17 protein-coding genes are annotated in these 25,431 nt (G+C 43.5%); 12 read left to right on the top strand and 5 right to left on the bottom strand.

The window, feature by feature from the left end; all coding sequences use genetic code 11:
- The first annotated feature begins 60 nt into the window (after positions 1 to 60).
- From QZ076_RS12130 to QZ076_RS12095, 8 genes are all read left to right on the top strand, one after another.
- Positions 61 to 624, top strand: coding sequence for an RNA polymerase sigma-70 factor (locus QZ076_RS12130; protein ID WP_293713571.1), 564 nt, complete (start codon positions 61 to 63; stop codon positions 622 to 624).
- A 56-nt stretch (positions 625 to 680) separates the two neighbouring features.
- Entirely contained in the window at positions 681 to 1,694 is a 1,014-nt protein-coding gene (locus tag QZ076_RS12125; RefSeq protein ID WP_293713570.1) for a FecR family protein, read from the top strand.
- A 132-nt stretch (positions 1,695 to 1,826) separates the two neighbouring features.
- Positions 1,827 to 5,174, top strand: a complete 3,348-nt coding sequence (locus tag QZ076_RS12120; RefSeq protein ID WP_293713569.1) for a TonB-dependent receptor — start codon at positions 1,827 to 1,829, stop codon at positions 5,172 to 5,174.
- Between the two features lie 14 nt (positions 5,175 to 5,188).
- Positions 5,189 to 6,811, top strand: coding sequence for a RagB/SusD family nutrient uptake outer membrane protein (locus tag QZ076_RS12115; protein ID WP_293713568.1), 1,623 nt, complete (start codon positions 5,189 to 5,191; stop codon positions 6,809 to 6,811).
- 33 nt (positions 6,812 to 6,844) lie between these two features.
- Complete coding sequence (locus QZ076_RS12110) at positions 6,845 to 7,972, top strand: SusE domain-containing protein (protein WP_293713567.1); 1,128 nt, start codon at positions 6,845 to 6,847, stop codon at positions 7,970 to 7,972.
- A 12-nt stretch (positions 7,973 to 7,984) separates the two neighbouring features.
- Entirely contained in the window at positions 7,985 to 9,124 is a 1,140-nt protein-coding gene (locus QZ076_RS12105) for a SusE domain-containing protein (protein WP_293713566.1), read from the top strand.
- Between the two features lie 99 nt (positions 9,125 to 9,223).
- Positions 9,224 to 10,339: a glycoside hydrolase family 76 protein gene (locus tag QZ076_RS12100; RefSeq protein ID WP_293713565.1), complete on the top strand. Its 1,116-nt coding sequence runs from the start codon at positions 9,224 to 9,226 to the stop codon at positions 10,337 to 10,339.
- A 1-nt stretch (position 10,340) separates the two neighbouring features.
- Entirely contained in the window at positions 10,341 to 12,488 is a 2,148-nt protein-coding gene (locus QZ076_RS12095) for a GH92 family glycosyl hydrolase (protein WP_293713564.1), read from the top strand.
- 136 nt (positions 12,489 to 12,624) lie between these two features.
- Here QZ076_RS12095 and QZ076_RS12090 read toward each other — a convergent pair whose 3' ends face one another.
- From QZ076_RS12090 to QZ076_RS12080, 3 genes are read right to left on the bottom strand one after another with little or no spacing between them, the layout of a single operon-like run.
- Positions 12,625 to 13,314 carry an ATP-binding cassette domain-containing protein gene (locus QZ076_RS12090; protein WP_293713563.1) on the bottom strand — a complete coding sequence of 230 codons (690 nt, stop codon included), beginning with the start codon at positions 13,312 to 13,314 and terminating at the stop codon, positions 12,625 to 12,627.
- Positions 13,286 to 14,248: a hypothetical protein gene (locus QZ076_RS12085; protein ID WP_293713562.1), complete on the bottom strand. Its 963-nt coding sequence runs from the start codon at positions 14,246 to 14,248 to the stop codon at positions 13,286 to 13,288. The genes QZ076_RS12090 and QZ076_RS12085 overlap by 29 nt, the downstream gene beginning before the upstream one ends.
- Before the next feature lie 55 nt (positions 14,249 to 14,303).
- Positions 14,304 to 15,260, bottom strand: coding sequence for an outer membrane beta-barrel protein (locus tag QZ076_RS12080; RefSeq protein WP_293713561.1), 957 nt, complete (start codon positions 15,258 to 15,260; stop codon positions 14,304 to 14,306).
- A 366-nt stretch (positions 15,261 to 15,626) separates the two neighbouring features.
- On the opposite strand from QZ076_RS12080, the gene ruvB reads away from it, so the two are divergent.
- Positions 15,627 to 16,652: a Holliday junction branch migration DNA helicase RuvB gene (gene ruvB, locus QZ076_RS12075; RefSeq protein WP_293713589.1), complete on the top strand. Its 1,026-nt coding sequence runs from the start codon at positions 15,627 to 15,629 to the stop codon at positions 16,650 to 16,652.
- An 8-nt stretch (positions 16,653 to 16,660) separates the two neighbouring features.
- Positions 16,661 to 18,166 (top strand): oligosaccharide flippase family protein, encoded by a 1,506-nt coding sequence (locus QZ076_RS12070; protein ID WP_293713560.1) that lies wholly within the window; start codon positions 16,661 to 16,663, stop codon positions 18,164 to 18,166.
- 2 nt (positions 18,167 to 18,168) lie between these two features.
- On the opposite strand, the gene QZ076_RS12065 is transcribed toward QZ076_RS12070, so the two are convergent.
- The gene (locus tag QZ076_RS12065) at positions 18,169 to 20,238 is read right to left on the bottom strand and encodes a HAMP domain-containing sensor histidine kinase (protein ID WP_293713559.1); all 2,070 of its coding nucleotides are present in this window, start codon (positions 20,236 to 20,238) and stop codon (positions 18,169 to 18,171) included.
- A gap of 204 nt (positions 20,239 to 20,442) precedes the next feature.
- Here QZ076_RS12065 and QZ076_RS12060 point away from each other — a divergent pair, with 204 nt between their 5' ends.
- Positions 20,443 to 21,801, top strand: a complete 1,359-nt coding sequence (locus tag QZ076_RS12060) for a TIGR00341 family protein (RefSeq protein WP_293713558.1) — start codon at positions 20,443 to 20,445, stop codon at positions 21,799 to 21,801.
- Positions 21,802 to 21,818: 17 nt separating this feature from the next.
- Entirely contained in the window at positions 21,819 to 23,951 is a 2,133-nt protein-coding gene (locus QZ076_RS12055) for a S46 family peptidase (protein ID WP_365325520.1), read from the top strand.
- Positions 23,952 to 24,013: 62 nt separating this feature from the next.
- Here the strand turns inward: QZ076_RS12055 and QZ076_RS12050 are convergent.
- Positions 24,014 to 25,431, bottom strand: a 1,418-nt coding sequence (locus tag QZ076_RS12050) for a DUF4982 domain-containing protein (protein ID WP_293713556.1), incomplete at its 5' end; no start/stop codon positions are given.

Raw genomic sequence — 25,431 nt, 5'->3', positions numbered from 1 at the left:
GCAAAAACAAATTGCCAATCTTCGCTCTGATTTAAGCATTAGGTTTGTATATTTGCCTCCATGCTAACAAAATCTATCGATGAGGAACTATTAGTGAAGGAACTGACCTTGGGAAGCCAGAAAGCTTTTCAGGTACTATTCATGCGCTATTATCCTAAGATCCGTGGTTTTGTATACGGTTTAGTTAAATCGGAGCAGGATGCAGAGGATATTTCCCAGGAAGTTTTCTCTAAAGTATGGGGGAACCGGGATAAGTTTGCCGATGTAAAGAACTTTGGCGCTTATCTATTCATCTTATCTAAAAATACCACTTTCAATTTTTTGGAAGCTCAACAAATACGTATCGAAAGATTAAAAGAAAAACCATTTGAAGAAGAGACCAATGACTCTCCGGATGAAGATTTAATAGCCAAGGATCTGCAGCTTTTGATCGATATGGTAGTAGAAAGCATGCCTCCACAGCGTAAATTGATCTATCAGTTGAGCCGTGAGATCGGATTGTCCAACCAGGAGATTGCCGAGAAATTACAATTAAGTAAGAAAACAGTTGAAAATCACCTGAATTTGGCGTTAAAAGAATTGAGAAAAGTTTTATTATATCTATTGATGCTTTATTTGTGTTAAAATATTGGGGGCGAAATGCCCAAAAGGAGTCTTTATAATATAATGTTAAGGACAGAATGAGTTATATAAAAAAAATAGTTGATTATTTCTTTCATCATGACTTCTCGGAAGAGACGATAAGGAAAGTACATCAACGATTGACAAAGGGAAATGATAGGTCGGAGGTAGACGATGCGCTGCTGTCGGTCTGGGATACTATGGGGTTCCCGGAGATGAACAAAAATCACTCAGAACAGGCTTTTTCTCAATTAAGCAGACAGTTAGGTTTCTCAGAACAAAAAGAACCTGTGCGGAAATCTTTACGGCCGACGTCATTTGTTATGAAACTGGCGGCTATATGGCTCTTACCGTTGGTCATGCTTTCTTCTTCCGTTTATTTTTATTGGCAGGCAAATATAGCTAAAGATGCCGTGGCGGATGTTTCGCTGATCGAGCATTTTGTTCCGGCAGGCAAACGTGAGCAGATCATTCTCCCGGACAGTAGCCGGGTTTGGTTGAATTCCGGTAGCGTATTGATTTATCCTTCTACTTTTATAGGACAGACACGTGATGTTTATCTGTCTGGTGAAGGTTATTTCGAGGTTGAAAAAAATACGGAACAACCTTTTATCGTGAGAGCCCGCACATTGAATGTAGAAGTATTGGGTACGCGCTTTAATATTCTCGCCTATCCGGAGGTAAAACAGATTGCAACCACACTTGAAGAAGGCTCTGTACGGGTATGTCTGCAGGATAACGATAAGAAAGTATATCATCTGGTGCCCGATGAACAGTTGGTATATAATATAGACTCCGGAGTAGCGGATATAAAACAGGTAGTCTCTGCTGATTATTCCGACTGGCGCGAAGGAGGTTTATTATTTGACAACTACTATTTTTCGGATATCATCCGTATTTTGCAACGTACATACGGAGTAAATGTACATTTGCAGACATCTATTTATAATAATAATAAAATAACGGTGCATTTTAATAAGAATGAATCGTTGGAAAATATATTCATGCTTCTGAAGGAGTTAATTCCCGGACTTGAATATCGGATTGACAATAAAGATATCTTCCTGAAATAGGGAAAAAAGTATTTTTTTACGATGTAATTAAAAAAAGTTTTAGTTTCGATTGGGTGCAACGTTTTTTCCATCTGTCATTATAGATGAGTACGCACTTAAAATCGTGTTATTGTTTAACTTTTTTAATTACATATGAAGAATAAACACAAATCCAGACGAATTGGAACCTATTGTCTGTGTTTCCTGATCGCAGGTTGTCTGCAGATCAATGCACAAAAGGTCTCCTTTAATGAAGGAACAGTTTCGCTAAAGGAAGCGTTCCGGAAGATCGAAGCTTCATCCAAGTACAAAATTGCTTATAATGGTACGCAGTTGGATGTCAGCAAAAAGGTACAACTGAATCAAAAGAACGTAGAAGTATTGGATGTATTAAAGCAGATCTTGGCTGATACAGGTTATACTTATTCGATTAAAGGAGATTATGTTGTCATTTCCGCACCTGCTAAAAATGCAGTCGATCAGAAAGAAAAAACTGTAAAAGGAGTTATTGTCGATGAAACGGGCTTGCCTGTTATCGGTGCTAATGTAGTTGTTTCGGGGACTACAAGCGGAACCGTTACCGACTTTGACGGAAACTTCTCCTTGCAAGTTCCTGAAAACGGAACGTTGGAAATCTCTTATATCGGTTTCCTGACACAGCAAATCTCTTTAAAAGGAAAGAATGATTTCCGTATTACCCTGAAAGAAGACAGCCAGAAACTGGATGAAGTGGTGGTTGTCGGTTATGGAACCCGTTCGCGTAAAAGTATCACAGGCTCGGTAGATCAGGTGAACAGCGAAATTTTCGAGAATCGTCCTGTAACCAATGCAACTCAGGCATTGCAGGGAGCGTCAGCCAACCTGGTTATCCAGAGCAAGAACATGAATCCGAATGACAACAGTATGAATATCAACATACGTGGTGTAAGTACGATGGGTAATAACGATCCGCTGATTGTAATCGACGGTTTGATCTCCAGTTCTTCCACACTGAATAATCTGAACCCGAACGATATCGAGAATGTCTCTATCCTGAAAGATGCCGGTAGTGCGGCTATCTACGGTTCACGTTCGGCGAATGGCGTTATCTTGGTCACAACCAAGAAAGGATCTAAGGGAGGCAAACCACAGGTTACATTTAACGGACAGATCGGAATGCAGGACCCGAATATTTTATTCTCTCCGGTAGAAGGTTGGCAGAACGCGATGCTGAGAAATCAGGCAAATGTGAATGTCGGTAATTCCCCCCAGTTTACTCCGACCGCTATTCGCGACTTATATGACCACCGCGATGAAGAAGAATGGCTGTACGATCAGATCATCCAGACAGGTCTTCAGCAGAACTACAACATTAATGTATCGGGTGGTAGCGAGAATACGACCTATATGGTATCGGCCAGCTACTTTAATCAGGAAAGTAACTTTAAGGGTAATTTCGGCATGGAACGTTATAACTTCCGCACGAACTTAAGTACGGAGTACGGACGCTTCAAACTTACTTCACTGATGGCCTACAACCGCCGTAAGGACCGTACCGTTGCCGGAGGTACTGGTAATGCGATCATCAACTCTTCCCGCGTACCTTCTTATTACTATTATAAATTCATGGAAGGCGACAAATATCTGGTAAACGATATTGTAGGTGATGACAACCCGCTGGCATTGCTGCAGGATGGCGGTTATGAAAAGAAAGACGAGGATAATTTCATCGGTAGCATGAACCTCGATTTCAAGATCATGGAAGGATTAAAAGCAACAGGTTTGATCGGTCTGGACCTCACGCAACATCATCGTTACCGTCGTGATAAGAAAGTGCCTTTATATTCGTCTGCCGATCTGACAAATCCGGTATTGTATATGCATTCTAATACAATGACGGAAGACTATAATGAAAAACGATATACACTCAGTTCCCAGTTCCTGTTGAATTATGACCGTACATTTAAAGAAGCCCACCATGTAACAGCCTTGTTCGGTGCTTCTAACGAATCGTATACAAAGCAAGCCAGTCGTATTGCCTGGGAATATACAGACGAAGATCTGGGTTTACCGACAACAGACGACTCCGTGCAGAATAAAGAAAATAAGAACTCGAATAATGATACAGACCAGACAAGTATCACATCCGTATTCGGCCGTGTAGGTTATAGCTATATGGATAAATACTACGGAGATGTCTCTTTCCGTTATGACGGTTCTTCCAAGTTTGCCAAAGATCAGCGTTGGGGTTTCTTCCCCTCATTCTCTGCCGGCTGGCGTTTGTCGGAAGAAGCTTTTATGGATACTTATAAGAGCAACATCGGCGATTTGAAACTGCGTGCTTCTTATGGTGTATTGGGTAATCAGAATGTAGATAATTATTCCTACCAGACGGTTTATTTGATAGAGAACAACCAGTTCGTATTCAATAACACCTCTATTGCCGGTACGAAGATTACGGATGGAAACTCTTTGTTAACCTGGGAAAAGTCTGCCAACTTCAATATCGGTGTGGATGCTACTTTCCTGAATGGTAATTTATATGTATCCGCCGATTATTTCAATAAAAAAACAACTAATATTCTATTGACTCCCGAAGTATCCACCATTTATGGAGGAACTACTGCTAAGGAAAATGCGGGTGAAATGAAAAACCAAGGTTGGGAGTTGACAGTCAACTATAAGCTGAATCATGGTGATTTTCACCATAATTTTAACTTCAATATTTCAGACTCAAAGAATAAGGTCACAGATTTTGGGGGACAGGAGCGTATCGACGGACTTGATGAGTTATACAAGCTGATCCGTGAAGGTGAATCGTTGGGATCTTATTATGGTTATAAAACCGACGGTTTGTTCCAGAGCTATGAAGAAATTGCTAACAGCGCACTGCCTGTAGGTAGTTCCGTTCAACCGGGAGATGTGAAATATGTCGATCAGAATGGTGATAAGGTTATTAATGAGAAAGACCGTGTCGTATTAGGAAATGCATTTCCTCGTTACACATTCGGTTTTACTTACAGTTTAGCCTGGAAAGGATTTGACTTGAACCTGATGTTGCAGGGGGTTGGAAAACGTTCTCAGTTCCTCCGTGGAGAGTTAATGGAACCATTCCATAGTAACTATTCATATTGTATCTATGAACATCAATTGGACTTCTGGACACCGACTAACCCGGACGCCCGCTGGCCGCGCCTGACAGCTCCTGGCTCTGCATCTGCTACTAACAATTGGAGCCTGGCTGGTGATAATCATATATTAAATGCGGCTTATCTGCGTGTAAAGAATATTCAGGTCGGATATACTTTGCCCAAATCGCTGACTCAGAAGTTCGGTGTTCAGAAGCTGCGTGTCAGTGTGAATACGGAAAACCCGTTGACTTTCTGTAAAAACTCATTTATCGATCCGGAATCGTCTGAATTCGGTAGTGATATGGGAGGTATTAAAGGTATAGGCGGTAATAGCGGTCGTAACTATCCGACGCTTACTTATTATGGGTTCGGTTTAGATATAGAATTTTAATACATCTGTTTATTATGAAAATGAATTTCTTAAAATATAGTACAGGTATTGCTTGTCTGGTACTCGCAACCTTTACATCATGTAATGATCTGGATTTGGCTCCGACCAATAAATTTACAGACTTGAACTATTGGACTTCTGAAGCAAAAGCCTCTGCTGTGTTGAGCAAGGCTTATGGACAAATGATGTCGTCTGAGTATTTCTTCAAAGATGAAAAGCTATCCGACAACTTATATGAAGGTCGTGGCAGCTCAGATGAAAAATTGATTACTTCGGGCCAGGCTAATGCTGCATTAGGTCGTTTTTCAGAGGATTGGAAAAGATGTTATGAAGGAATTAAAACCTGCCATACTTTCCTTGAAAATGTAGATCGCGTTCCGAATATGGATGAAACGCTGAAGAACAGGATGAAATCGGAAGCCCGCTTTATCCGTGCTTACCTTTTCTTCCGTTTGACCAACCATTACGGTGATGTTCCTTTGTTCGATTATGGATTATCAATTGAAGAGGCAAATACAATAGCCCGTTCACCGAGAAGCGAAGTGCTCGATTTTGTTCGTACGGAACTGAACGATATTGTAAAGATGTTGCCAACCAAACAGCAATATACGGCAGCTGATAATGGCCGTATAACCCAGGGAGCTGCCATGACGTTACTGGCTCGTACCTATCTGTATGAAAGCGACTGGGAGAATGTATCTTCTGTTTGTAAGAAAATTATCAACGGAGAATACGGCGAATATACCTTGTTCCCCAGCTACGAGGGATTGTTCCTGCCGGAAAATGAATACAACAGTGAAGTGATCCTGGATATGGGATATTTGCTGAACCTGAGAACATGGGCTGAAATGTACGACGCAATCCCGCTTTCCGTAGGCGGACGTATCAATGCATTTGCACCTACCCAGGAACTGGTGGACGATTACCTGATGAAGAACGGTAAAGCGATCAATGAAGCCGGTTCGGGCTATAAGGAAGATGATCCTTATATAAACAGAGACCCTCGCTTTAAAGCTACGATCGTTTATCATGGCTATCAATGGACAGACGGTAAAGGCGTAACCTCTACTATCTACATCAAACCGGGTTCTTCTGCGGATGCCGGTGTCGCTAACCTGGATGAATATGCAGGCCCCGGTCAGAACTCGACAGGTACCGGATACTATATCCGCAAATATTTCGACCCGACTGCTCCGGAAGGACTTGCAGCAGGACTGAATATTATGCTGATGCGTTATGCAGATGTTTTATTGATGTATGCTGAGGCTAAAACGGAGCTGGGCCAGATGAACGAAGCTGTCTGGAACAAGACGATCAAACCTCTTCGTGAACGTGCCGGATTTACCGATGCATCCGCCCTGAATTATCCTGCTTCTGGTAATATGCAGTCGATCGTTCGCCGTGAACGTCGTTGCGAACTTGCCATCGAAGGCTTGCGGATATATGATATCCGTCGTTGGAAAACCATCGAAACCGTATTGAACGGTCGTCCTCACGGAGCTAAATTCGCAGCCGATAACACACAATATATCGAGCTGGATGCCCGTAAGTTCAGTAAAGACAGGGATTACTTGTTCGCTATTCCGCAGTCACAACGGGATATTAACAAGAACCTGACTCAGAATCCGGGATATTAATCAAATTATAAATCTAATTACTCAGAAAAAGATATGAAAGCAATATCTATAACATATGCGATGCTTTTTTCTTTCATCCTGGCTTTTACTGCCTGTAGCAGTGACGGCGAAGTGAGAGATCTAGGCGTGACCGCAGTAAAAACATTATACGAACCGGATAACGGTAAGGCAGTCGTTCTGCAACCATCAGCATCCGCTTCTTTATATTTCGAATGGGAACCCTCTCTGGCTGAAGACGGTGGAGTAGTGTTGTATGAAGTAGTCTTCGATAAAACAGACGGCGACTTTTCAGACCCTGTTTATATTTCCACAGCCGATAATAATGGTGGTAGTAACCATGCTACAATTACCCACAAGCAATTAAACCAGATCGCCGCTTTGGCCGGTATCGAATCTGCTGCCCAGGGTACATTGAAATGGACAGTATATGCCTCTAAAGGTATCAACCCCGTAAGGGCGGAAGAGGAACGTACGCTGACCCTTACCCGTCTGGCCGGATTTGCCGAAGTGCCGAGCCAGTTGTATATCACCGGTGAAGCAACGGAAGTGGGAGCTGATCTGGATAAAGCTATGGTTATGAAGAAGGTTGCCGACGGTGAATTCGAAGTATTCATAAAACTTACAGAAGGCAAATCATTCAAGTTCGTTAGTGCCAATACAGGTACTCCGACCGAATATTCATTGAACGGTGAGAAATTGGTTGAAGGCGGTAGTGTTACGGCTGCTAAGACAGGTATCTATAAATATTACATCGATTTCAATGCCGGTTCGTTTACCTCTAAAGAAGTAACCAAAGTAAAATGGTTCCTGAACTGGTCGCAGAAAGAGATCGAACTCGATTACCAGGGACTTGGAGTCTGGGCATTGAACGGTTACACGGTTACTGGTTTGACGGACAGTGATAATACAGACGACCGGTATAAGTTCAGAATGGAAAGCTCCGACGGAGAAACCGAATGGAGAGCTGCCATCAACAACGATAGTAAGCCGACCGGAAACGATGAGTATTATTATATGGCGGAAAAGACGAATGTAGAACAGTGGACGAACAATGAAGTCTGGAAAACTCCGGCTACCGATGGTTGGAGCGATAAAACATACGATATCACATTCTCTTTGAATACGCAAGGTGAATATACTCATAATTTAGTAATCAAATAAAAAGGAAGAATTATGAAAGCGATATTAAAAAAACTGATGCTTGTCAGCTCTGTTGCGCTGGTATTCATGGGATGTAATGATAATATGGGAGACACTGACGGTCGTTTGGCAAGTGTGAATACATTGCTCGAACCTGCGGATGGCAAATCGGTTGTGCTGGAAGCATCTGCATCGGCCAGTGTCTATTTTGAATGGAATGCAGCCAATGCGGAAGAAGCCGGTACGGCTCTTTATCAGATTGCTTTTGATAAAGCGGACGGTGACTTTTCAAAACCTGTTTATGTGATGTCTGCTAATAATAACGGGTACAACAATTTTGCAACCGTTACTCATAAAATGTTGAATCAGATTGCAGGAAAAGTAGGTATTAAACCTGCCGATACAGGCACATTCAAATGGACTGTATTCTCTACCAAAGGAATGCAAAGCATGAAATCGAGTGTGGAAAACAAGATCACAGTTACCCGCCTAGCCGGATTTGAAGATGTTCCTATCGATGTATATGTAACCGGTGAAGCTTCCGAAGGCGGTGCAGACCTGGCAAAGGCACATAAAATGAAAGCGGTAGCAGGTGGCGAGTTTGAAGTATATACCAAGCTGGCAGCCGGTAAATCATTCAATTTTACTGACGGCAAATCAGGAACGACAAGAGTATTCTATACAGCCGACGGCGTTATTAAGGAAAATGGAGCGACAACAGTTCCTAAAGATGGTGTCTACCGGATCACATTAGACTTTAACACCGGTGCTTGTACCTATACACTGGTCAATAAGATCGGCTTCTATTTCTGTCCGGACGATAAAATCCTGTTTGAACTGCCTTATGTAGGTTATGGTGTATTCCAGGCAAAGGCAACCGTGAACTTCAAGGAAGAGAGCTGGGGTAAAGACGAACGTTATAAGTTCAGAATGTTTATTCAGGAAAATAATGGTGCCGATGCAGAGAAGGAAGTCGATTGGGGAACATTGAACCAGACCGACTCACGTCCGACGGCGTCCAGCCCCGAAACGTATTACTACCTGCAAATGTTTAATGAGACTTCCCAGTGGGAAAATAAATGGAAGCTGATGGGAGACTTTGATGGTGTTCCGGCAACTTATACTATTTATCTGACGGCTGATCAGCCTTATACACATACGATAGTTAAATAATCCAGAGTAAAAGACAAGAAGAACCGGGAATTTCTGTTACAATAAAAGAGGTTTACCTCATTTCCGGTTCTTCTTTTTTACTTGAGTAAAGATAATAACATGAAGAATATTCTCCTTTTCTTATTTCTCCCCCTTTGGTTTTGGGCATGTGGCGACGACGACAATAATCCGGTGAATCCCGATGAAGGTGAAGGCATCGACTGGTATGCCGCCGCCGATAGCAGTACCACTGCATTGGTCAACTCTTTCTGGAATGCCGGAGGAAAGTATTTTAATTATGACAGCAACGGGAATGAAACTTTCCATTACTGGCCCCAGGCCCACGCATTGGATGTGTTGGTAGATGCCAGCCTGCGTACCGGGGATGCGAAGTACAAGACCTATTTCGATCAATGGTTTGAAGGCGTGAAGGTAAAGAACGGCAATACTTTCAGGAATGACTTTTATGATGACATGGAGTGGAATGCACTGGCTATCCTTCGTGCCTATCAGGTCACTAAAGACCAGAAGTACAAAGAAGCGGCCTTGCAGATCTGGGAGTATATCAAAGTCGGCTGGAATACGAATGCCGGGGGAGGTATAACCTGGGTGAAAGGGAAGGAGTACAGTAAAAATGCCTGTTCGAACGGCCCGGCCTGCATCCTGGCAGCCCGTCTGTTTCAGGAATTCGGAAACGAAGCCGACAAGGAGTGGGCGCTCAAGATCTATAACTGGGAGAAAAGTACCTTGTTCAACAGTAAAAACGGGATGGTGTATGATAATATAAACAGCAATACCGGAGAGATACAGAAAGATTGGATATTTACTTACAATGAAGGAACATTCATCGGTTCGGCAGTAGAATTGTATAAGATCTTGGGAGAAAAAAGCTATCTGAACGATGCCGTTTTAGCAGCCGATTATACAATCAGCACATTGGTGAATAATTCTATCCTCAAAGACGAAGGATCAGGGGATGGAGGATTGTTTAAAGGGATTTTTATTCGTTATTTTGTAGAACTGATCCAACAGGATCGTTTGGATGTTGCAGCCAAACGGCGATATATGCAATTTCTGAACGTAAATGCAGAAGCGCTCTGGACGCGGGGGACAAATAAATCGAGTGTTTTATTCGGAATCTATTGGGGGACAGCCCCGGGAGCATCTACCGGGTTGACTGAGCAGTTAAGCGGCTGTATGCTGATTGAAGCCGCCGCACTATTAAATAATAAATAACATGAAAAGCTATTTTTTAGCGGGCTTCCTGTCACTGGCCTTTATGGTAAGTTGCCAGCCCGATAAACGACTGACAAATTATGTGAATCCTTTCCTGGGGACGGCAACCCTTTGGGAAACGAAAGATTTAGGGTACGAACGTCATCTGAAGACGAGAACCTGGGGAGCGGAAGTCTTTCCCGGCTCTTCCGTCCCGAATGCGATGGTTCAGTTAAGCCCTGTCACCCAGTTCCGTAGCGGAGCCGGTTACCAGTATGAAGATACCGTTATCTATGGCTTCTCGCATACCAATAAGGGGCATTGGAACCTGTTGCATCTTCCGATCCTGCCGGTGACGGGCGATGTCTCTTCCGACGATTATGCTTCAAAATACAGTCATACCAACGAATCGGCCCGCCCCGGATATTATCAGGTATTTTTGGAGAGATACGGTGTCAATGCAGAGCTGACCTCTACGCTTCGTTGCGCTTATCATAAATATACTTTCCGTCCGGAAGACGATAAGAAAGTATTGGTCGATATCACACGTACGAACAACGGTGTGAGAGACTGGAGCATTCAGAAAGTGGACGATTATACCTTCTCCGGTAATCAGGATGCGGAAGGAAATATCCGTTTCTATGCGGTTTCTAATTATAAGATCGATGATATCGAACAGGTAAAGAACGGTGAACACGAGGTTTCGGTCGTCAACTTTGCCGACAGCAAAGGAAACAAGCCTCTGGAACTAAAGATCGGTTTCTCTTTCGTAAGCGTCGATAATGCAAAGATGAACCTGGAGAAGGAGATGATGGATAAAAGCTTCGCACAGGTTAGCGGAGAGGCTGATAAGACCTGGGAAAAGCTGTTGTCTAATATAGAAGTGACAGGCGGTACGGAACGTGAGAAGGGTATTTTTTATTCCTGCCTTTATCGTTCTTTCCTCTGGCCGGTGTTGCGTAGCGATGTGAACGGGGAATATACGGATGTGAAGGGCAATGTGGTAAATAATGGTTTCCGTTATTATACCGACCCGTCTTTCTGGGACGATTACCGCAATAAGCTGATCTTACTGGGAATGATCTCTCCGGATGTAACGGTAGACGTGATCAAATCGATTACCGATAAAGGAGAAAAGCGTGGTGGCTATATGCCGACTTTCTTCCACGGCGATCATGCTTCTGCTTTTGTAGCCGGTAACTATCTGCGCGGATTGAAAGACTTTGATCTGAACCGTGCCTATAAATTGTTGGTGAACAATGCGACTGTTCCGGGAAAAGGCGGCAGACCGTATCTGGACGAATATATCGCACAAGGCTGGATTGCAGAAAAAGATACCACCAATGTCCCTACCTGGGATGAATACAAAGCTGCGGTAACGAAAACCGTCGAGTATGCATACGACGATTATGCAACCGCATTGTTAGCCAAAGAACTGGGAGACGAAAGTACTTATAATACGTTGATGGAACGTACCGGCAACTATAAGAACCTGTTTGATCCGGAAACCGGTTTCTGGCGTGGAAAGATAGCCGATGGCAGCTGGATCAAAGATTTCGATCCTTACTATCCCTATTATGCCTATATGTATCGTGAAGCGAATGCCTGGCAGTCTTTGTTCTTTGCTCCCCATGATCCGGAAGGAATGATTGCTCTTTATCCCAGCAAAAAGGCCGTTGAACAGAAGCTCGACTCGCTCTTTACCGAGCCCTGGAGAAACTATGAAGCCCACAATTTGACCGGTTTCATCGGTAATTATTGCCATGGTAACCAGCCCGGACATAGTATTCCTTATACTTATTACTTTATCGATAAGCAGGAAAAGGCACAGTGTATGCTGGATAGTATCATGAATCATTATTATGATATGGGTAAGGACAAACTGGCTTATTCAGGAATGGATGACGCCGGTGAGATGTCTTCCTGGTATGTCTTCAACGCAATCGGTTTATACACCTATTCGCCGGCAGATCCGGAATACATCGTAACCGTTCCTTTGTTCGACCAGGTGAAATTTACGCTGGGTGATAAAACCCGGTTCACGATCGTTAAAAAGGGCAACGGCCAAAAGATAACGGACATCTCTTACGATGGTCGGAAGATCGATGGTTGGTTTATCTCGCACGATTTATTGAAGCAGGGAAAACAGTTGACGATCACTACCGAATAAAACCTGCAACCCTTTTAAGGAAAAGCTGCCGTCCTTTTTACGAAAAGCCCGGCAGCTTTTTTATTCAGCCTGACAAAGTAATGCAACTGTGCTACGGTACTACTTTTTCTATTAAATGGTTAAGCAGTGCTCTCTATCAAATAAGCCCCTTTATCTGTTCCCCTGTCTGTTGCTCTATGGTGGAGTAGAGCAGTTGCTGGAGCATTCCGAATCGATCTTTGGTATAACTGTGTGCAATTGTTCCGTTGTTGATATGGTGGATATAGTCGCAGCCGGATGTCAATGTTTCGAAAACATGGGAAGTGACCAGTACCGTTTTCCCTTTTTCCCGCAGCTGTTGCAGGATAAGTGTCAGTATATGGGTACTTTCCAGGTCTAATCCGTTGAAAGGTTCGTCCAGGATCAGGACAGGCTTATCCGGTTTGAGGACACCCAGCAGGGCCAGCTTCTTCTTCATCCCTGTGGAATAGTTCTCCGTGATATCATCCAGTGGGATGCAGAGTAGCTTTTGCCAGTCATCTGGCTGAAATCCGTTTTTCCCAGCCGGGAAAAGACTCAGATATTCGCGGCCTGTCATATAAGGGTAGAAATAGTTTTCGGCTTCCAGATAGGCAATATCCCGCCTTTGTAAAGGACTTTCATCATACAGGATAGCACCTTTCACCGGACGAATAAAGCCGTACAGCGTATTCAGTAAAGTGGTTTTACCCGCACCGTTCAGACCGACGATACCGTGTATTTTACCCGGTTCCATCGATAGATCGATCCCTTTTAGTATCAGGGACTCCTTTTTATATTCAACTTCCAGATTCCGGATTGTAAGCATATAAGTAAGTATTTAAGTTCCGGCAGGCTGCCAGATAGTTTCTGATCAGGAAAAAAAGGATAACAGGTGTGAGCATCGGCATAAATATACTCAACATCGCTATGGTAATGGGGACTTGTCCTGCTGTTATCTTTGTATCCGGCCAGTAATAAGCATATTTTGTCGTAACGAATAACAGGATATTCAGTGTGATCCCTATAAGGACGCTGAGTATCAGCCACCAATGCGCCGGATATAAACAGACATATACCACGCAGAGCGGAACTATCGCATACAGGATCAGTCTCAGGTTTAAGAACAATTTCCGGTTCAGAAAACGTCTGGCAGGCAGTTCCGTCGTAAAAAGTATCTGTTGAGACTCCGAATAACGAAACATCTCAGAGATAAAGACCGTGAGAAACCAGAGTGAAGCCAATGAGGCAAAAGGTAAAAACAATCCGATCCAGGCACTGATATAAAGAACCAACAGCAAGCCGCCGTGTTGTCGTATCCCCGAACGTATCTCGAAGGCCTCTGCGGGGAGCCATTTCGGTACGGATACACCTTGTTTTGTCCGATGAAACGGCTGTTTTATGAAACTGATACCTACGCAACCCAACGGAATAATAAGCGCGCTATACCAATAGAAATGTAGTAGTAAAATGAGGATAACCGGCAGCGATAGCAATAAATAATCCACACAAAACACTTTCCATGCCTTCTCTTCCGCATGTAAAATGAAATGATAGTCCTTCCTCCGCAATTGCAGCAGCGATAAAAGAGCCAGCAGGACTGCGACTGTGGTCAGTCCCCCTTTCGGTTCCTTTGAAAATTCAAACAGCGCAATCCCGGCTATCAGTAAAATACCTGTTAATAGGATCAGATAGATAACAGGTATTTCCCGGATAAACTTTTCGAACTGGCGAAGCCGGAAACGAAGGAATGCACTATTCATATAGGAGTTTTTAAAATCTACCGGAACAAATGTAGGAAATTTTATTTACTTCCGTTTAGAAGTAAAAACGAATTCCCGCATCGAACGTCAGGCGGAATATACCCGTCCGTTCGTCCTTCGGTTTGTTATAGCTCGCGTCCTGCTCGGGTAATGAACCACCGAGATACCCCAGATTGGCACCGATGCCGACATGGCTGCTCAGTAAATATTCCACACCCAGCGAGAAGTTGTAGCCGAGACCGGATAAAGAAGCGCTTTCCCCTTTCAGCGACTCCCGGTAGCCGAAATATCCCAGTCCGACGCTTTCGCGGAACTGCCATTTCTCACTAACCTTTTGTTTCAGGACAAACTGCGGAGCAATATAGGTAAGCCCCACATTAATCGTATTGCTCGATATATCATAGGAAGACCGGTAACCCGAATACATCACTCCGAAACCGAAACCGCTCTTTGAAACCCATTCATACCCGATCTGCCAGTCTAAGCCGCTTTTGGGATTTCCGGAAGCTCCCGACGGTAAATAATATTTACTTATGATTCCGGCATATCCGATATTGGCGTAGATGGTATTTGTTGTGGGACGCATTCTTCTTTCTTTCCCCGTCCGTATCTCCTTTGCTTCGATAAATGAGTTTGGTTGGTAGCTATCGATTACCGTATCACTTATATTGAGCATCATTCCTGCTATCTGATGGCAACTGCTTCCCCAGATAGAGGGTTCTTTATGGTCGGTAAGTGCCAACGCATTTCCTCCATTTTTGGATGTTTCTTTCTTGGCCAGTGCCAGTACCTGGTCATAGTTACATTTTGTTGAGGCACCATTATCCACTACAGATACTTTTCCGATTACCTCTGCCGTATTCGGTACTGTATCATTTACTTCATATAAGAGCACGTTTTCAGGAGGTGTCGTCACCGGATAAACTTTAACGATGTCTGTTATGACTTTGGGTGCACAACTGGTTAAAACAAAAAGGGTAAACACGGATAACAGGTTTCTAATAGTTTTCATTTTGTTATCAAATTATTGTTTTCTATATAAGTCTTTATTGTTTTGTAAACGTTAAGTTCATTTTATTGTTGTATCCAACGGATATTATCCCTATATTTCGGCTATGAAACCATACCTTTCATTATCAATGCTTATCCTATACATATCTATCAACAAACGGAATATTTTAGCGGCCGATAATTATCAGCCGTATGGTTCATAATCATCAGCCATACGGTTGACAATTGTCGGCCAATCGGTTGATGGTTATCGACCGTTGATTAGTTGCGGTACTAATTCAAATTAGTACGTAGGGTAAATGCAAATACAAAGGCAGGAAATTGTATTCGATATATTTATTATCTTTGCCAGTCAATGAGCAAGAATATGGAAGACGATTTTGATATAAGGGATACCCGTATGCCTGAAAGTGAGCGTGAGTATGAGAATGCACTTCGCCCGCTTTCTTTTCATGATTTCAGCGGACAGGCCAAGGTGGTTGAGAATCTGAAGATTTTCGTGATGGCGGCCCGTATGCGTAAAGAGGCATTGGATCATGTGTTGCTGCATGGTCCTCCAGGGTTAGGTAAAACTACTTTGTCGAATATTATAGCTAATGAACTGGGAGTCGGCTTTAAAGTCACTTCCGGGCCGGTGCTGGATAAACCCGGTGATTTGGCGGGGGTGCTGACTTCGCTGGAAAAGGATGATGTTCTTTTTATCGATGAGATTCATCGATTGAGTCCGATCGTTGAGGAATATCTTTATTCGGCGATGGAAGATTACCGGATCGATATTATGATCGATAAAGGGCCCAGCGCCCGTTCTATCCAGATAGATCTGGCTCCTTTTACACTGGTTGGTGCAACGACCCGTAGCGGTTTGCTGACCAGCCCGTTGCGTGCCCGTTTCGGGATCAATATGCACCTGGAATATTATGAGATGGAGACGCTGACGAAGATTGTGCTTCGTAGTGCCGATATCCTGAATGTGAAATGCGAGTTGAACGCAGCCAAAGAGATTGCTTCACGCAGCCGTGGAACGCCTCGTATTGCCAATGCATTACTTCGCCGCGTACGTGATTTTGCGCAGGTGAAAGGTTCGGGCGAAATAGACAAGGCGATTTCTTGTTATGCTTTGGAAGCTTTAAATATTGACCGTTACGGTCTGGATCAGATCGATAATAAATTACTGACAACGATTATAGACAAATTCAACGGTGGGCCGGTCGGCCTGACAACGATCGCTACGGCTTTAGGCGAAGACCCCGGAACGCTGGAAGAAGTATACGAACCTTTCCTGATCAAAGAAGGGTTTATCAAACGAACACCACGGGGACGTGAGGTCACCGACCTTGCCTACACACATCTCGGACGGAAAAGGGGCGAAGAACAAGGATTTTTATTTGACTGAAAAAAGTTATGGCTGGAGGAATGAAACGGCTCGCAGGAGAGACTGCGATTTATGGCGTTAGTAGTATTGTCGGAAAGTTCCTGAACTGGATGCTGGTGCCTATGTACACGCGGGTGCTAACGACACAAAGTGACTATGGAATCGTGACGAATTTGTATGCATGGACGGCATTGTTGATGGTGATACTTACTTATGGGATGGAAACCGGTTTTTTCCGTTTTATGAATAAGAAAGAGATAACGCTTCCTATGCGGGTTTATGCGACGACGATGTTTAGTATAGCTTCTACTTCTGTACTATTTTTAGTTATTATTTTTAATGCACTGAATCCGATCAGTAGTTCTTTAGGGTATGCTTCAACCCCTGAGTTTGTAGGTATGATGGCGGGAATTGTCGCTGTAGATGCTTTTTGTTGTATCCCGTTTGCTTTTCTGAGGTATCAGGGGAAAGCGATACGTTTTGCCTCTTTAAAGTTATTCAATATCTTCCTGAACATAATTTTGGTTCTTTTCTTTTTAATAGCTTGTCCGTGGTTGGCTGAACATATGCCGGCTTCGGTTAACTGGTTCTATATTCCGGATTATCAGGTAGGATATATCTTTATTGCTAATGTGATAACTTCGGCAGTTACCTTCCTTTTGCTTATACCAGATATGGTTCCGGGTTTGCGTGAGAAAGCAAGTTTCGTTTTACTTCGGCAGATGCTTAGTTATTCTTTTCCTATATTGATTTTGGGGATCGCTGGTATTTTCAATCAAACGGCAGATAAGATATTATTTCCGTTCCTGTTTGAGGATAAAGAATTGGCAAATACAGAATTGGGGATATATGGTGCCTGTTTTAAAATAGCAGTCGTGTTGGTCATGTTTACCCAGGCTTTCCGTTATGCTTACGAGCCGTTTATCTTTGCGAAGAACAAAGACGATGATAGTAAAAAGTCTTATTCGGAAGCAATGAAGTATTTTATTATTTTCGCCTTGATCATATTCCTGGGTGTAATGTTCTATATTGATATATTTAAACATTTTGTACCTTCTACCTATTATCCAGGCTTGCGTGTCGTCCCTATTGTCATGTTGGGGGAACTGTTCTTCGGGATCTATTTTAACTTGTCGTTCTGGTATAAATTGATCGATCAGACCCGTTGGGGCGCCTATTTCTCTACGATAGGGTGTGTTACTACGATTTTGATCATAGCACTGTTCGCCCGGACATACGGATATATGGCATGTGCCTGGGCCTCTTTTGCAAGTAACCTGATTATGATGGCACTTTCCTATATTATCGGGCAGAAGAAATTCCCGATCCAATATGATATTAAGTCGGCCTTGATCTATTCCGTTCTGGCTGCTGCTTTTTATTTGGCCGGCATGTTGCCTACGATTGAATCGGAGATTTTGCGTCTGGGTTACCGTACCTTGTTACTTTGCTTGTTTGTAGGTATTGTGGTCAAACGGGATCTTCCGTTACAGGAACTACCTTATGTAGGACGTTATTTCGCCAAAAAGAAATAGACTTATTCCGGTTTGATCGGGATTGTCAGAATGATGCGCAGGCCGGTCGTGTAATCCGGGTCTACGCAGATGTTCCCTTTCATCCGGTGGGCGATCTGGCGGCATAGATATAATCCCAGTCCTGATCCCGGTACGAAATCGTCCGCTTTGGTGAACCGTTCGAATATCCATTCGCGTTTATCCGGTGAAATACCGCAGCCCGTATCCGTAATGCTTACAATCATCCGGTTTTGCTCTTCTTCCGAGTGGTAAGAGAGTGTGATATTTCCTTTTTCTGTAAATTTGTTTGCATTGTTTAGCAGATGCGACAGGACCAGGCTGAAATGACTTTGATTGGTGAAAGCCAGATCCTTTTCACAATTACCTTCGAGTTTGTATTCTATCTCCGGTTTGCCGTAAAGTCTTTTAATCTGTTCCATTTCACAGGAACAAAGCAGGTGGATATTAACTGCTGACAATGGAATATCTTCTTTATTACTATCCAACTGGGCGATCTCCAGCACACTGTTCATCATGGAAGTAATATGATTACAGTTTTCGAAGATAATCTTACTGAACTCTTGTTTTTCCTCAGGGGAAATGTCTTCAGTCGTGATCAGTTCGGCGAAGCCGTTGATTGCATTTAAAGGTGTACGAACCTCATGGCACATGTTCTTAATGAACGCATTCTTCATCTTCTCACTTTCCTGCGCCTTTTCACTGGCGAGAATAACCTGACGGTTCGATTCCTGTAATTTCTTATATAAGGAGTTGATTTTCCATAAACGGAAAGCAACGAAAACGGCAAAACTGATAGCCAGAATAAATAAGGACGAAAACAGATAAAGCTGGTTGTGACTTTTTTGTAAATCGATTTCCAGTGCTTTCTTTTCAATAACCAATTCATCCACCCGCTTCTTGATTTCCAGGTCTTCCAGTTTGTCTTTTATATTCTTCACTCGTGCAGAGTCTAACAAGGCAGTGTATTCTTTGTGAGCATAGAAAGCATCTTTATACAGGTGAAGGCTATCCAGCATATCTATTTTTTCCTTGAGCGTCGATACGACATGCTCCGACAGGTCGATCTTTAAACCTGAATTACGGAAATAATGGATAACGGAGTCGCAATACCGTATTGCTTTAGGGTATTCGTTGATTAATCGATAAAAATTCAGTGAGGTATAATAACGTTCGTATTCAGCGGAGAATGCGGCATCTTCAGGATATTTACTGTTCAGTTCCATGAAATGCCGATAATAGGTAGTCGCTATATCTTTTCCAAGTGTTTTGGCAGAAAGGGCCAGGGAAGAATAGGCATTCAACAGGTGCCGTTTTGTGATGTAAGGACGTTTTTTCATCTCTTCTGTATCTGCATATTCTTTCTGCATATCCAGATAACGGATTGCATACTTTATCTGCTCCGACGTATCGGGTGAATAAAGAGTCAGAATGCTGAATGAGTTCAGGCGGAATAAATATGAGTATTGTAACGGTATATTTTCCGAAAGGGCGATCACTTCCTTAAACCGCTCACTTACCATTTTTTGTAACTCTTCTTCATTGCCCGGCTCGACACGGTTGCTGTAAGCCATCCCCAGCACGTAGTTGATCGACATTTTTTCAAGGGACGTAAGCTTCTTATCTGTTTCCAGCTTGAGTTGGTATTGTTCTATCAATTTCTTTCTCTCTTCCCCTTCCGTGTAAAAAACGACGCGTACATCGATGATCGTTTGCATATAAGTCACCAGAAAGTCACGTGCTTTTCCTTTCAATTCCAGCTTGGCTTTTTCCATGTACACATTGGTACTGTCTTTAATGTCGTTGTTGACATAAAAACGGAGTATTTCTGTGAGAGCTACTTCTTTATAATGATCGTTGTTTGCGGCGAGTGCTTTCTTGTATAGCTCTTTTGCGTATCCCACTTGTTCCTCCTGCCGAGAGATATCCATCAGATTAGTCAATATCTCCAGCTTTTCTTCTGTTGAGGATGCGGACTTTAGGCTCGTGCTCAAAGCATCTTTCGTCGTAGCATTATTGGCTACAGCAAAGACCATATTAATAAGCATGTATGTCAGAATTAAGCAGCGTTTCATTTTTATATAAATATTTAGAAAAGCACCTTTTCGGGACCCTTTTGTCGATTATTTGCAAAGTTAATGAAAATCAACTAGTCTTTCGAATTTGTTCAACTTATTCTTGTTCACACTTCTTATTTTTTATTTCGATATACAATTTCTATCTTTGCACGATTAAGGTGAGGCTATTAGTCGGAGTATTTATCAATACAAGAGAGTGGGATGGAAAAAGGAGTGTTACACAAGCAAATAAGAGACTTCTTTGTTCGTAATTTTGATGTCCGTCAGGAAAAAGAAGATGAACTTGAAACGGTAGAATCCATAAAAAAAGGTATTGACTTTAAAGGTACCAATCTTTGGGTTTTAATATTTGCAACTTTCGTCGCGTCTTTGGGTTTGAACACGAACTCTACGGCGGTGATTATCGGTGCGATGTTAATCTCTCCGCTGATGGGACCAATTATGGGATTCGGTCTTGGTTTGGGTATCTACGATTATGAACTGATCAAACGTTCTTTCCGCAATTTTGCTACGGCTACGGTCTTTAGTGTGATTACCTCCACCTTGTTTTTTCTTATCTCTCCGATCAGTGAAGCACAAAGCGAATTGTTAGCGCGTACGCAACCGACCGTGTACGATGTGCTGATCGCTTTCTTTGGTGGATTGGCCGGAATTGTAGCTAGCTCGACAAAAAGTAAGGGGAATGTTATTCCGGGTGTGGCTATTGCAACGGCTTTGATGCCGCCTCTTTGTACGGCTGGTTTCGGATTAGCCAGCGGAAACCTTTATTATTTCTTCGGCGCTTTTTATCTCTATTTTATCAATACGGTATTTATCAGTCTTGCTACTTTTCTGGTAGTCCGGCTTCTTAAATATCCTAAAAAGATCTTTCTTGATAAGCAACGGGAAAAAGTGGTGACACGGTATGTCGGTGTAATCGTCTTTTTTACCATTGTTCCCAGTCTTTTTCTGAGTTATAACCTGATCCGCTCCAGTTACTTCAATGACCGGGTTACCAATTTTGTGGCGGAAGAATTAGCTTTCCCGAATACGCAGATATTGAGCAAAACGGTAACGGATACGAGTGAGAAAAAAGAGGTAAAGGTTGTATTGATCGGGGAAAATGTACCGGACCCGATGATTGAAATAGCCCGGAGCCGACTTCGTAAATATGGCTTGAAAGATGTTTCGTTAGTCGTCCAGCAAGGTTTTGGTCAGGAGGCCACAGATATCAACGAACTGAAGAGTATGTTGATGCGGGATCTTTATAAAAATAGTGAAGAAGTGCTCCGTGTGCAATCCATACAGATCGATTCGTTGAAGCGAACGGTAGACCGGTATCAAACCGCATCACGCATCACTTCGGAGTTGATCCCTGAAATGAAAGTCCTGTTCCCGGCTGTCCTTGAGGCATCCTGTTCAAATACCTATATTGTGAGTACCGATAGCATGAAGCAAGATACAGTCATGCTGGTTTACCTGAAAAGCAAAGAGCGTATCAATGAAAAAGAACAACAAAAGATCCGGGAGTGGCTCGGAGCACGTGTGAACGCGAAGAATATCAAATTACTAATAGAATAAATAAAAGAATGAATTTTATGAAGAAGGTGTGGGCAGTTTTACTGCTTCTGATTGCTGCAGGCCAGGTATATGCCGATGAGGGTATGTGGGTTCTGAAGGAATTAAACAAACAGAATCTGGCGAGAATGCAGGAACTGGGATTTGTCCCGTCCTACAAGCAGCTTTACAGTGAAACTGACCCGTGTGTGGCCAACGCTGTTGTTATTTTTGGTGGTGGATGTACTGGGATTACCGTATCGGAAGAAGGGTTGGTTTTTACCAATCACCATTGTGGTTTCGGTTCGATCCAACAGTTGAGTAGTGTTGAGCACGACTATTTGAAAGATGGTTTCGTCTCTCAGGCCAAAGAAGAAGAATTGCCTGTTCCGGGGCTAAGTGTGCGTTACCTGCGTGAAACAGTGGATGTAAGTGATCGTATCAACAGTGAAATCAATAATATTGAAGAAGAATATCTTCGTCTGGCCGCTGCCGACTCTATCGGACAGGTTATTTGTGATTCTATCGGAAACACAGAATTTCAGGCTGCCGATGTAGTGCCTTTCTATAATAATAATAAGTATTTCCTGGTTGTATACGATGTGTTTAACGACGTTCGTATGGTATTTGCTCCGCCCAGCTCCGTAGGTAAGTTCGGTGGTGATACCGACAACTGGATGTGGCCGCGTCACACAGGCGATTTCTCTGTTTTCCGTGTATATGCCGATGCCAATAACAAACCGGCCGAATATAACAAGGATAACAAACCTTATAGCCCGAAGTATGTAGCCGAAGTGTCTCTTCAGGGATATCAGGATAAGGATTATGCCATGACGATCGGCTTCCCGGGGAGCACCGACCGCTATTTGTCTTCATGGGGTGTGAAACAGCGTATCGAAGACAGCAACAAACCCCGTATCGATGTTCGTGGCGTTAAACAGGCTATCTGGAAAGAAGCCATGTCGGCCAGCGACGAAGTGCGTATCAAATATGCCTCTAAATATGCAGGTAGCTCCAATTATTGGAAAAACTCGATCGGAATGAACCGTGGCTTGGCAAACCTGAATGTACTGGACCGTAAGAAGGAGGAAGAAGCTGCTTTTGCCAAGTGGGTAGACCAGACTCCGGAACGTAAAGCAAAGTATGGTGAGGTATTGAGCCTGCTGGAAAAAGGCTATACTTCGACCGACGAATATAAGAATGTGTCGACTTACCTGATGGAAGCATTTGTCAGCGGCACTGAAATTGTACGTCTGGCGCGTATGGTGCAGAGTGTAGATGTGAGCGGTTCCACTCCGGAAGAAATAGACCTGATCCTGGAAGATAAGATCAAACCCTTCTTTAAGGATTATGACGCTGCGCTCGACCAGAAGGTGCTGGCTGCCATGATGAAAGTGGCTAAAGAACGTGTTCCGGCTCAGTATCTTCCGGACATATATAAGAAAGTAGATAAGAAATACAAAGGAAACTACGCTAAGTATGCAGCGGATGTCTTTAAAAAGACCTCACTCTTATCGTATGATAATATAGAGAAGATGCTCAAGAATCCGAAATTGTATGCCAAACTGAAGAAAGATCCGGCAGCAGAGTTAAGCCTGTCTACATTGATCTCCCTGTTCGAGTTGCAGCAATTGATGGGAGACGCTCATTACGATATTGAAAAAGGTGAGCGCCTTTATTTTGCAGGACTCAAAGAAATGTATCCTGACCAGGCTCTTTCTTCGGATGCAAACTTTACCATGCGCCTGAGCTACGGTTCCATCGGCGGATACCATCCGTATGATGCAGCCTGGTATGACTATTATTCAACAGAGAAAGGAATCCTGGAAAAAGAGAATCCGGAAGATGACGAGTTCTGGGTACAACCTGAGATCCTCGACCTGATCCGCAGCAAAGACTTTGGCCAGTATGCCAATGAAAAGGGTGAATTGCAGCTTTGCTTCCTGTCGAACAACGACATCACAGGCGGTAACTCTGGTAGCCCGGTATTCGATAAAAACGCCCGTTTGATCGGCCTTGCTTTCGATGGAAACTGGGAAGCGATGAGCGGTGATATCGCTTTTGAACCGGATCTGCAACGTTGTATTGCCGTCGATATCCGATATGTACTTTATATGATCGACAAATGGGGAAAATGCCCGCGTCTGATCGAAGAGTTGAAGCTGGTTAGATAAGTTCTATAATAGATATAAAAAAGGCCTGACGGATTTGTTTCGTCAGGCCTTTATTTCACTTATTATTTTGTAGCCCGTTTCGTCCGGACTGTTACATTGCCTTTTAAGCCTACAGCTTCACCCGCTGTACCATTCAGCAGGACACGTAGGTCGCATCTATCTTTGACTGCCGGGAATACAACCGTGAAATCTTCTTCCTTATCTGTTGTTTTAGAGCCGATCAGTTGGCTGTTGAGCCAGATTTCGGCTTTCCCTGACAATTGTTTGAACAGGATACTTCCGCCTTCTTCCCGATGAGCCTGATAAGGATTGAATGTAGCACGTAAAATAACGAAGTTGGCATTCTCCAACTTAATCAGATCACCGCCGGAAATAGGCTGCCAGCTATTCATATCGTTATCTGCTATCTGGCGAGTGGCATCGGGCTTTTCTGTAGAAAGGGGAGAGGCCGCCCATTTATTCAGTAACATCGGCGGATTTTCTGCCGGAACGAATGGGGCAAGGGCTGCCTGGGTGGCATTGATCGTGATGGTTGCCGGTTTCAATCCCGGAGTCGAGGCTGTCAGGGTGATCGGCCCGGAACCTTCCATGCTCTGGATGATAACCTGGGCAAGACCATAGAACAGGCTGCGTTTGTTTCCTTTTTCCGGTTCATGGCAGTTCGGATTACCATTTCCTAAACCAATGATTTTTGCCGGACCTGCAACGGTGAATTCGATCCTGTTATCGGCTGTCGGTACGTGGCGACCTTTAGAGTCTACAACTTCAACAGTTATAGGCATAGCGTCCCGGCCATCACCTGCCAGGCTGTTGCGGTCAGGAGTCAGGCGAACCTGAACGGCTTCTTTGGTTGTTTCCACTTTGGTACGTGAAACAATCTTTCCATTTTTGTAACCGATCGCTTCCAGTTTTCCCGGTTTGTAAGGGACAGACCAGGTATTCATTTCGTACGGATCTACCGTTTGTTCGGAGATTTCTTTACCGTTCAGTAATAGTTTTACCTTGTCGGCGTTGCTTAAAGCCATCACTTTGATGGGCTTTCCGATGGAATCGGCTGGCCAGTTCCAATGAGGTACCAGTTCCAGAACAGGTTTATCTTTTACCCATTGTGCCTGATGCAGGTAATAAGCCATTTTTGGGAATCCGCATAAGTCCATAATGCCAAAGAAAGAGCTGACGGAAGGCCATCTGAACGGAGTGGGTTCGCCATGATAATCGAACCCGGTCCAGTAGAAGCAACCGGCCATCCAGGGACGTTCTGCTACGGCTTTCCAGGCTCTGCGATGTGTTGCTCCCCAGTCGGCACACTGTGTGTCGTATGAGTCCATCAGGTTCTTTGACCTGTCTGTTACATATTCGCCACGGATCATGAAAGCGGAACCGTCTTCCGTACTGGTTAGCGGTAGGTCCGGGTTTTCTTCGTGGAAGCGGTCGTAACTTTCGATCTGATAGTTGAATCCACCGACATCTACGGCTTGTG

Origin of the sequence: uncultured Parabacteroides sp. (genome assembly GCF_905196875.1) — a bacterium.
Lineage (GTDB): Bacteria > Bacteroidota > Bacteroidia > Bacteroidales > Tannerellaceae > Parabacteroides.
Note: the sequence above shows the minus strand (reverse complement) of the source record. Positions and strands in the feature narration are given on the sequence as shown.

Bases quoted from the DNA above. Each gene is read 5' to 3' on its own strand.
- QZ076_RS12130 (WP_293713571.1), top strand. From the start codon at position 61: ATGCTAACAAAATCTATCGATGAGGAACTATTAGTGAAGGAACTGACC.
- QZ076_RS12125 (WP_293713570.1), top strand. From the start codon at position 681: ATGAGTTATATAAAAAAAATAGTTGATTATTTCTTTCATCATGACTTC.
- QZ076_RS12120 (WP_293713569.1), top strand. From the start codon at position 1,827: ATGAAGAATAAACACAAATCCAGACGAATTGGAACCTATTGTCTGTGT.
- QZ076_RS12115 (WP_293713568.1), top strand. From the start codon at position 5,189: ATGAAAATGAATTTCTTAAAATATAGTACAGGTATTGCTTGTCTGGTA.
- QZ076_RS12110 (WP_293713567.1), top strand. From the start codon at position 6,845: ATGAAAGCAATATCTATAACATATGCGATGCTTTTTTCTTTCATCCTG.
- QZ076_RS12105 (WP_293713566.1), top strand. From the start codon at position 7,985: ATGAAAGCGATATTAAAAAAACTGATGCTTGTCAGCTCTGTTGCGCTG.
- QZ076_RS12100 (WP_293713565.1), top strand. From the start codon at position 9,224: ATGAAGAATATTCTCCTTTTCTTATTTCTCCCCCTTTGGTTTTGGGCA.
- QZ076_RS12095 (WP_293713564.1), top strand. From the start codon at position 10,341: ATGAAAAGCTATTTTTTAGCGGGCTTCCTGTCACTGGCCTTTATGGTA.
- QZ076_RS12090 (WP_293713563.1), bottom strand. From the start codon at position 13,314: ATGCTTACAATCCGGAATCTGGAAGTTGAATATAAAAAGGAGTCCCTG.
- QZ076_RS12085 (WP_293713562.1), bottom strand. From the start codon at position 14,248: ATGAATAGTGCATTCCTTCGTTTCCGGCTTCGCCAGTTCGAAAAGTTT.
- QZ076_RS12080 (WP_293713561.1), bottom strand. From the start codon at position 15,260: ATGAAAACTATTAGAAACCTGTTATCCGTGTTTACCCTTTTTGTTTTA.
- ruvB (WP_293713589.1), top strand. From the start codon at position 15,627: ATGGAAGACGATTTTGATATAAGGGATACCCGTATGCCTGAAAGTGAG.
- QZ076_RS12070 (WP_293713560.1), top strand. From the start codon at position 16,661: ATGGCTGGAGGAATGAAACGGCTCGCAGGAGAGACTGCGATTTATGGC.
- QZ076_RS12065 (WP_293713559.1), bottom strand. From the start codon at position 20,238: ATGAAACGCTGCTTAATTCTGACATACATGCTTATTAATATGGTCTTT.
- QZ076_RS12060 (WP_293713558.1), top strand. From the start codon at position 20,443: ATGGAAAAAGGAGTGTTACACAAGCAAATAAGAGACTTCTTTGTTCGT.
- QZ076_RS12055 (WP_365325520.1), top strand. From the start codon at position 21,819: ATGAAGAAGGTGTGGGCAGTTTTACTGCTTCTGATTGCTGCAGGCCAG.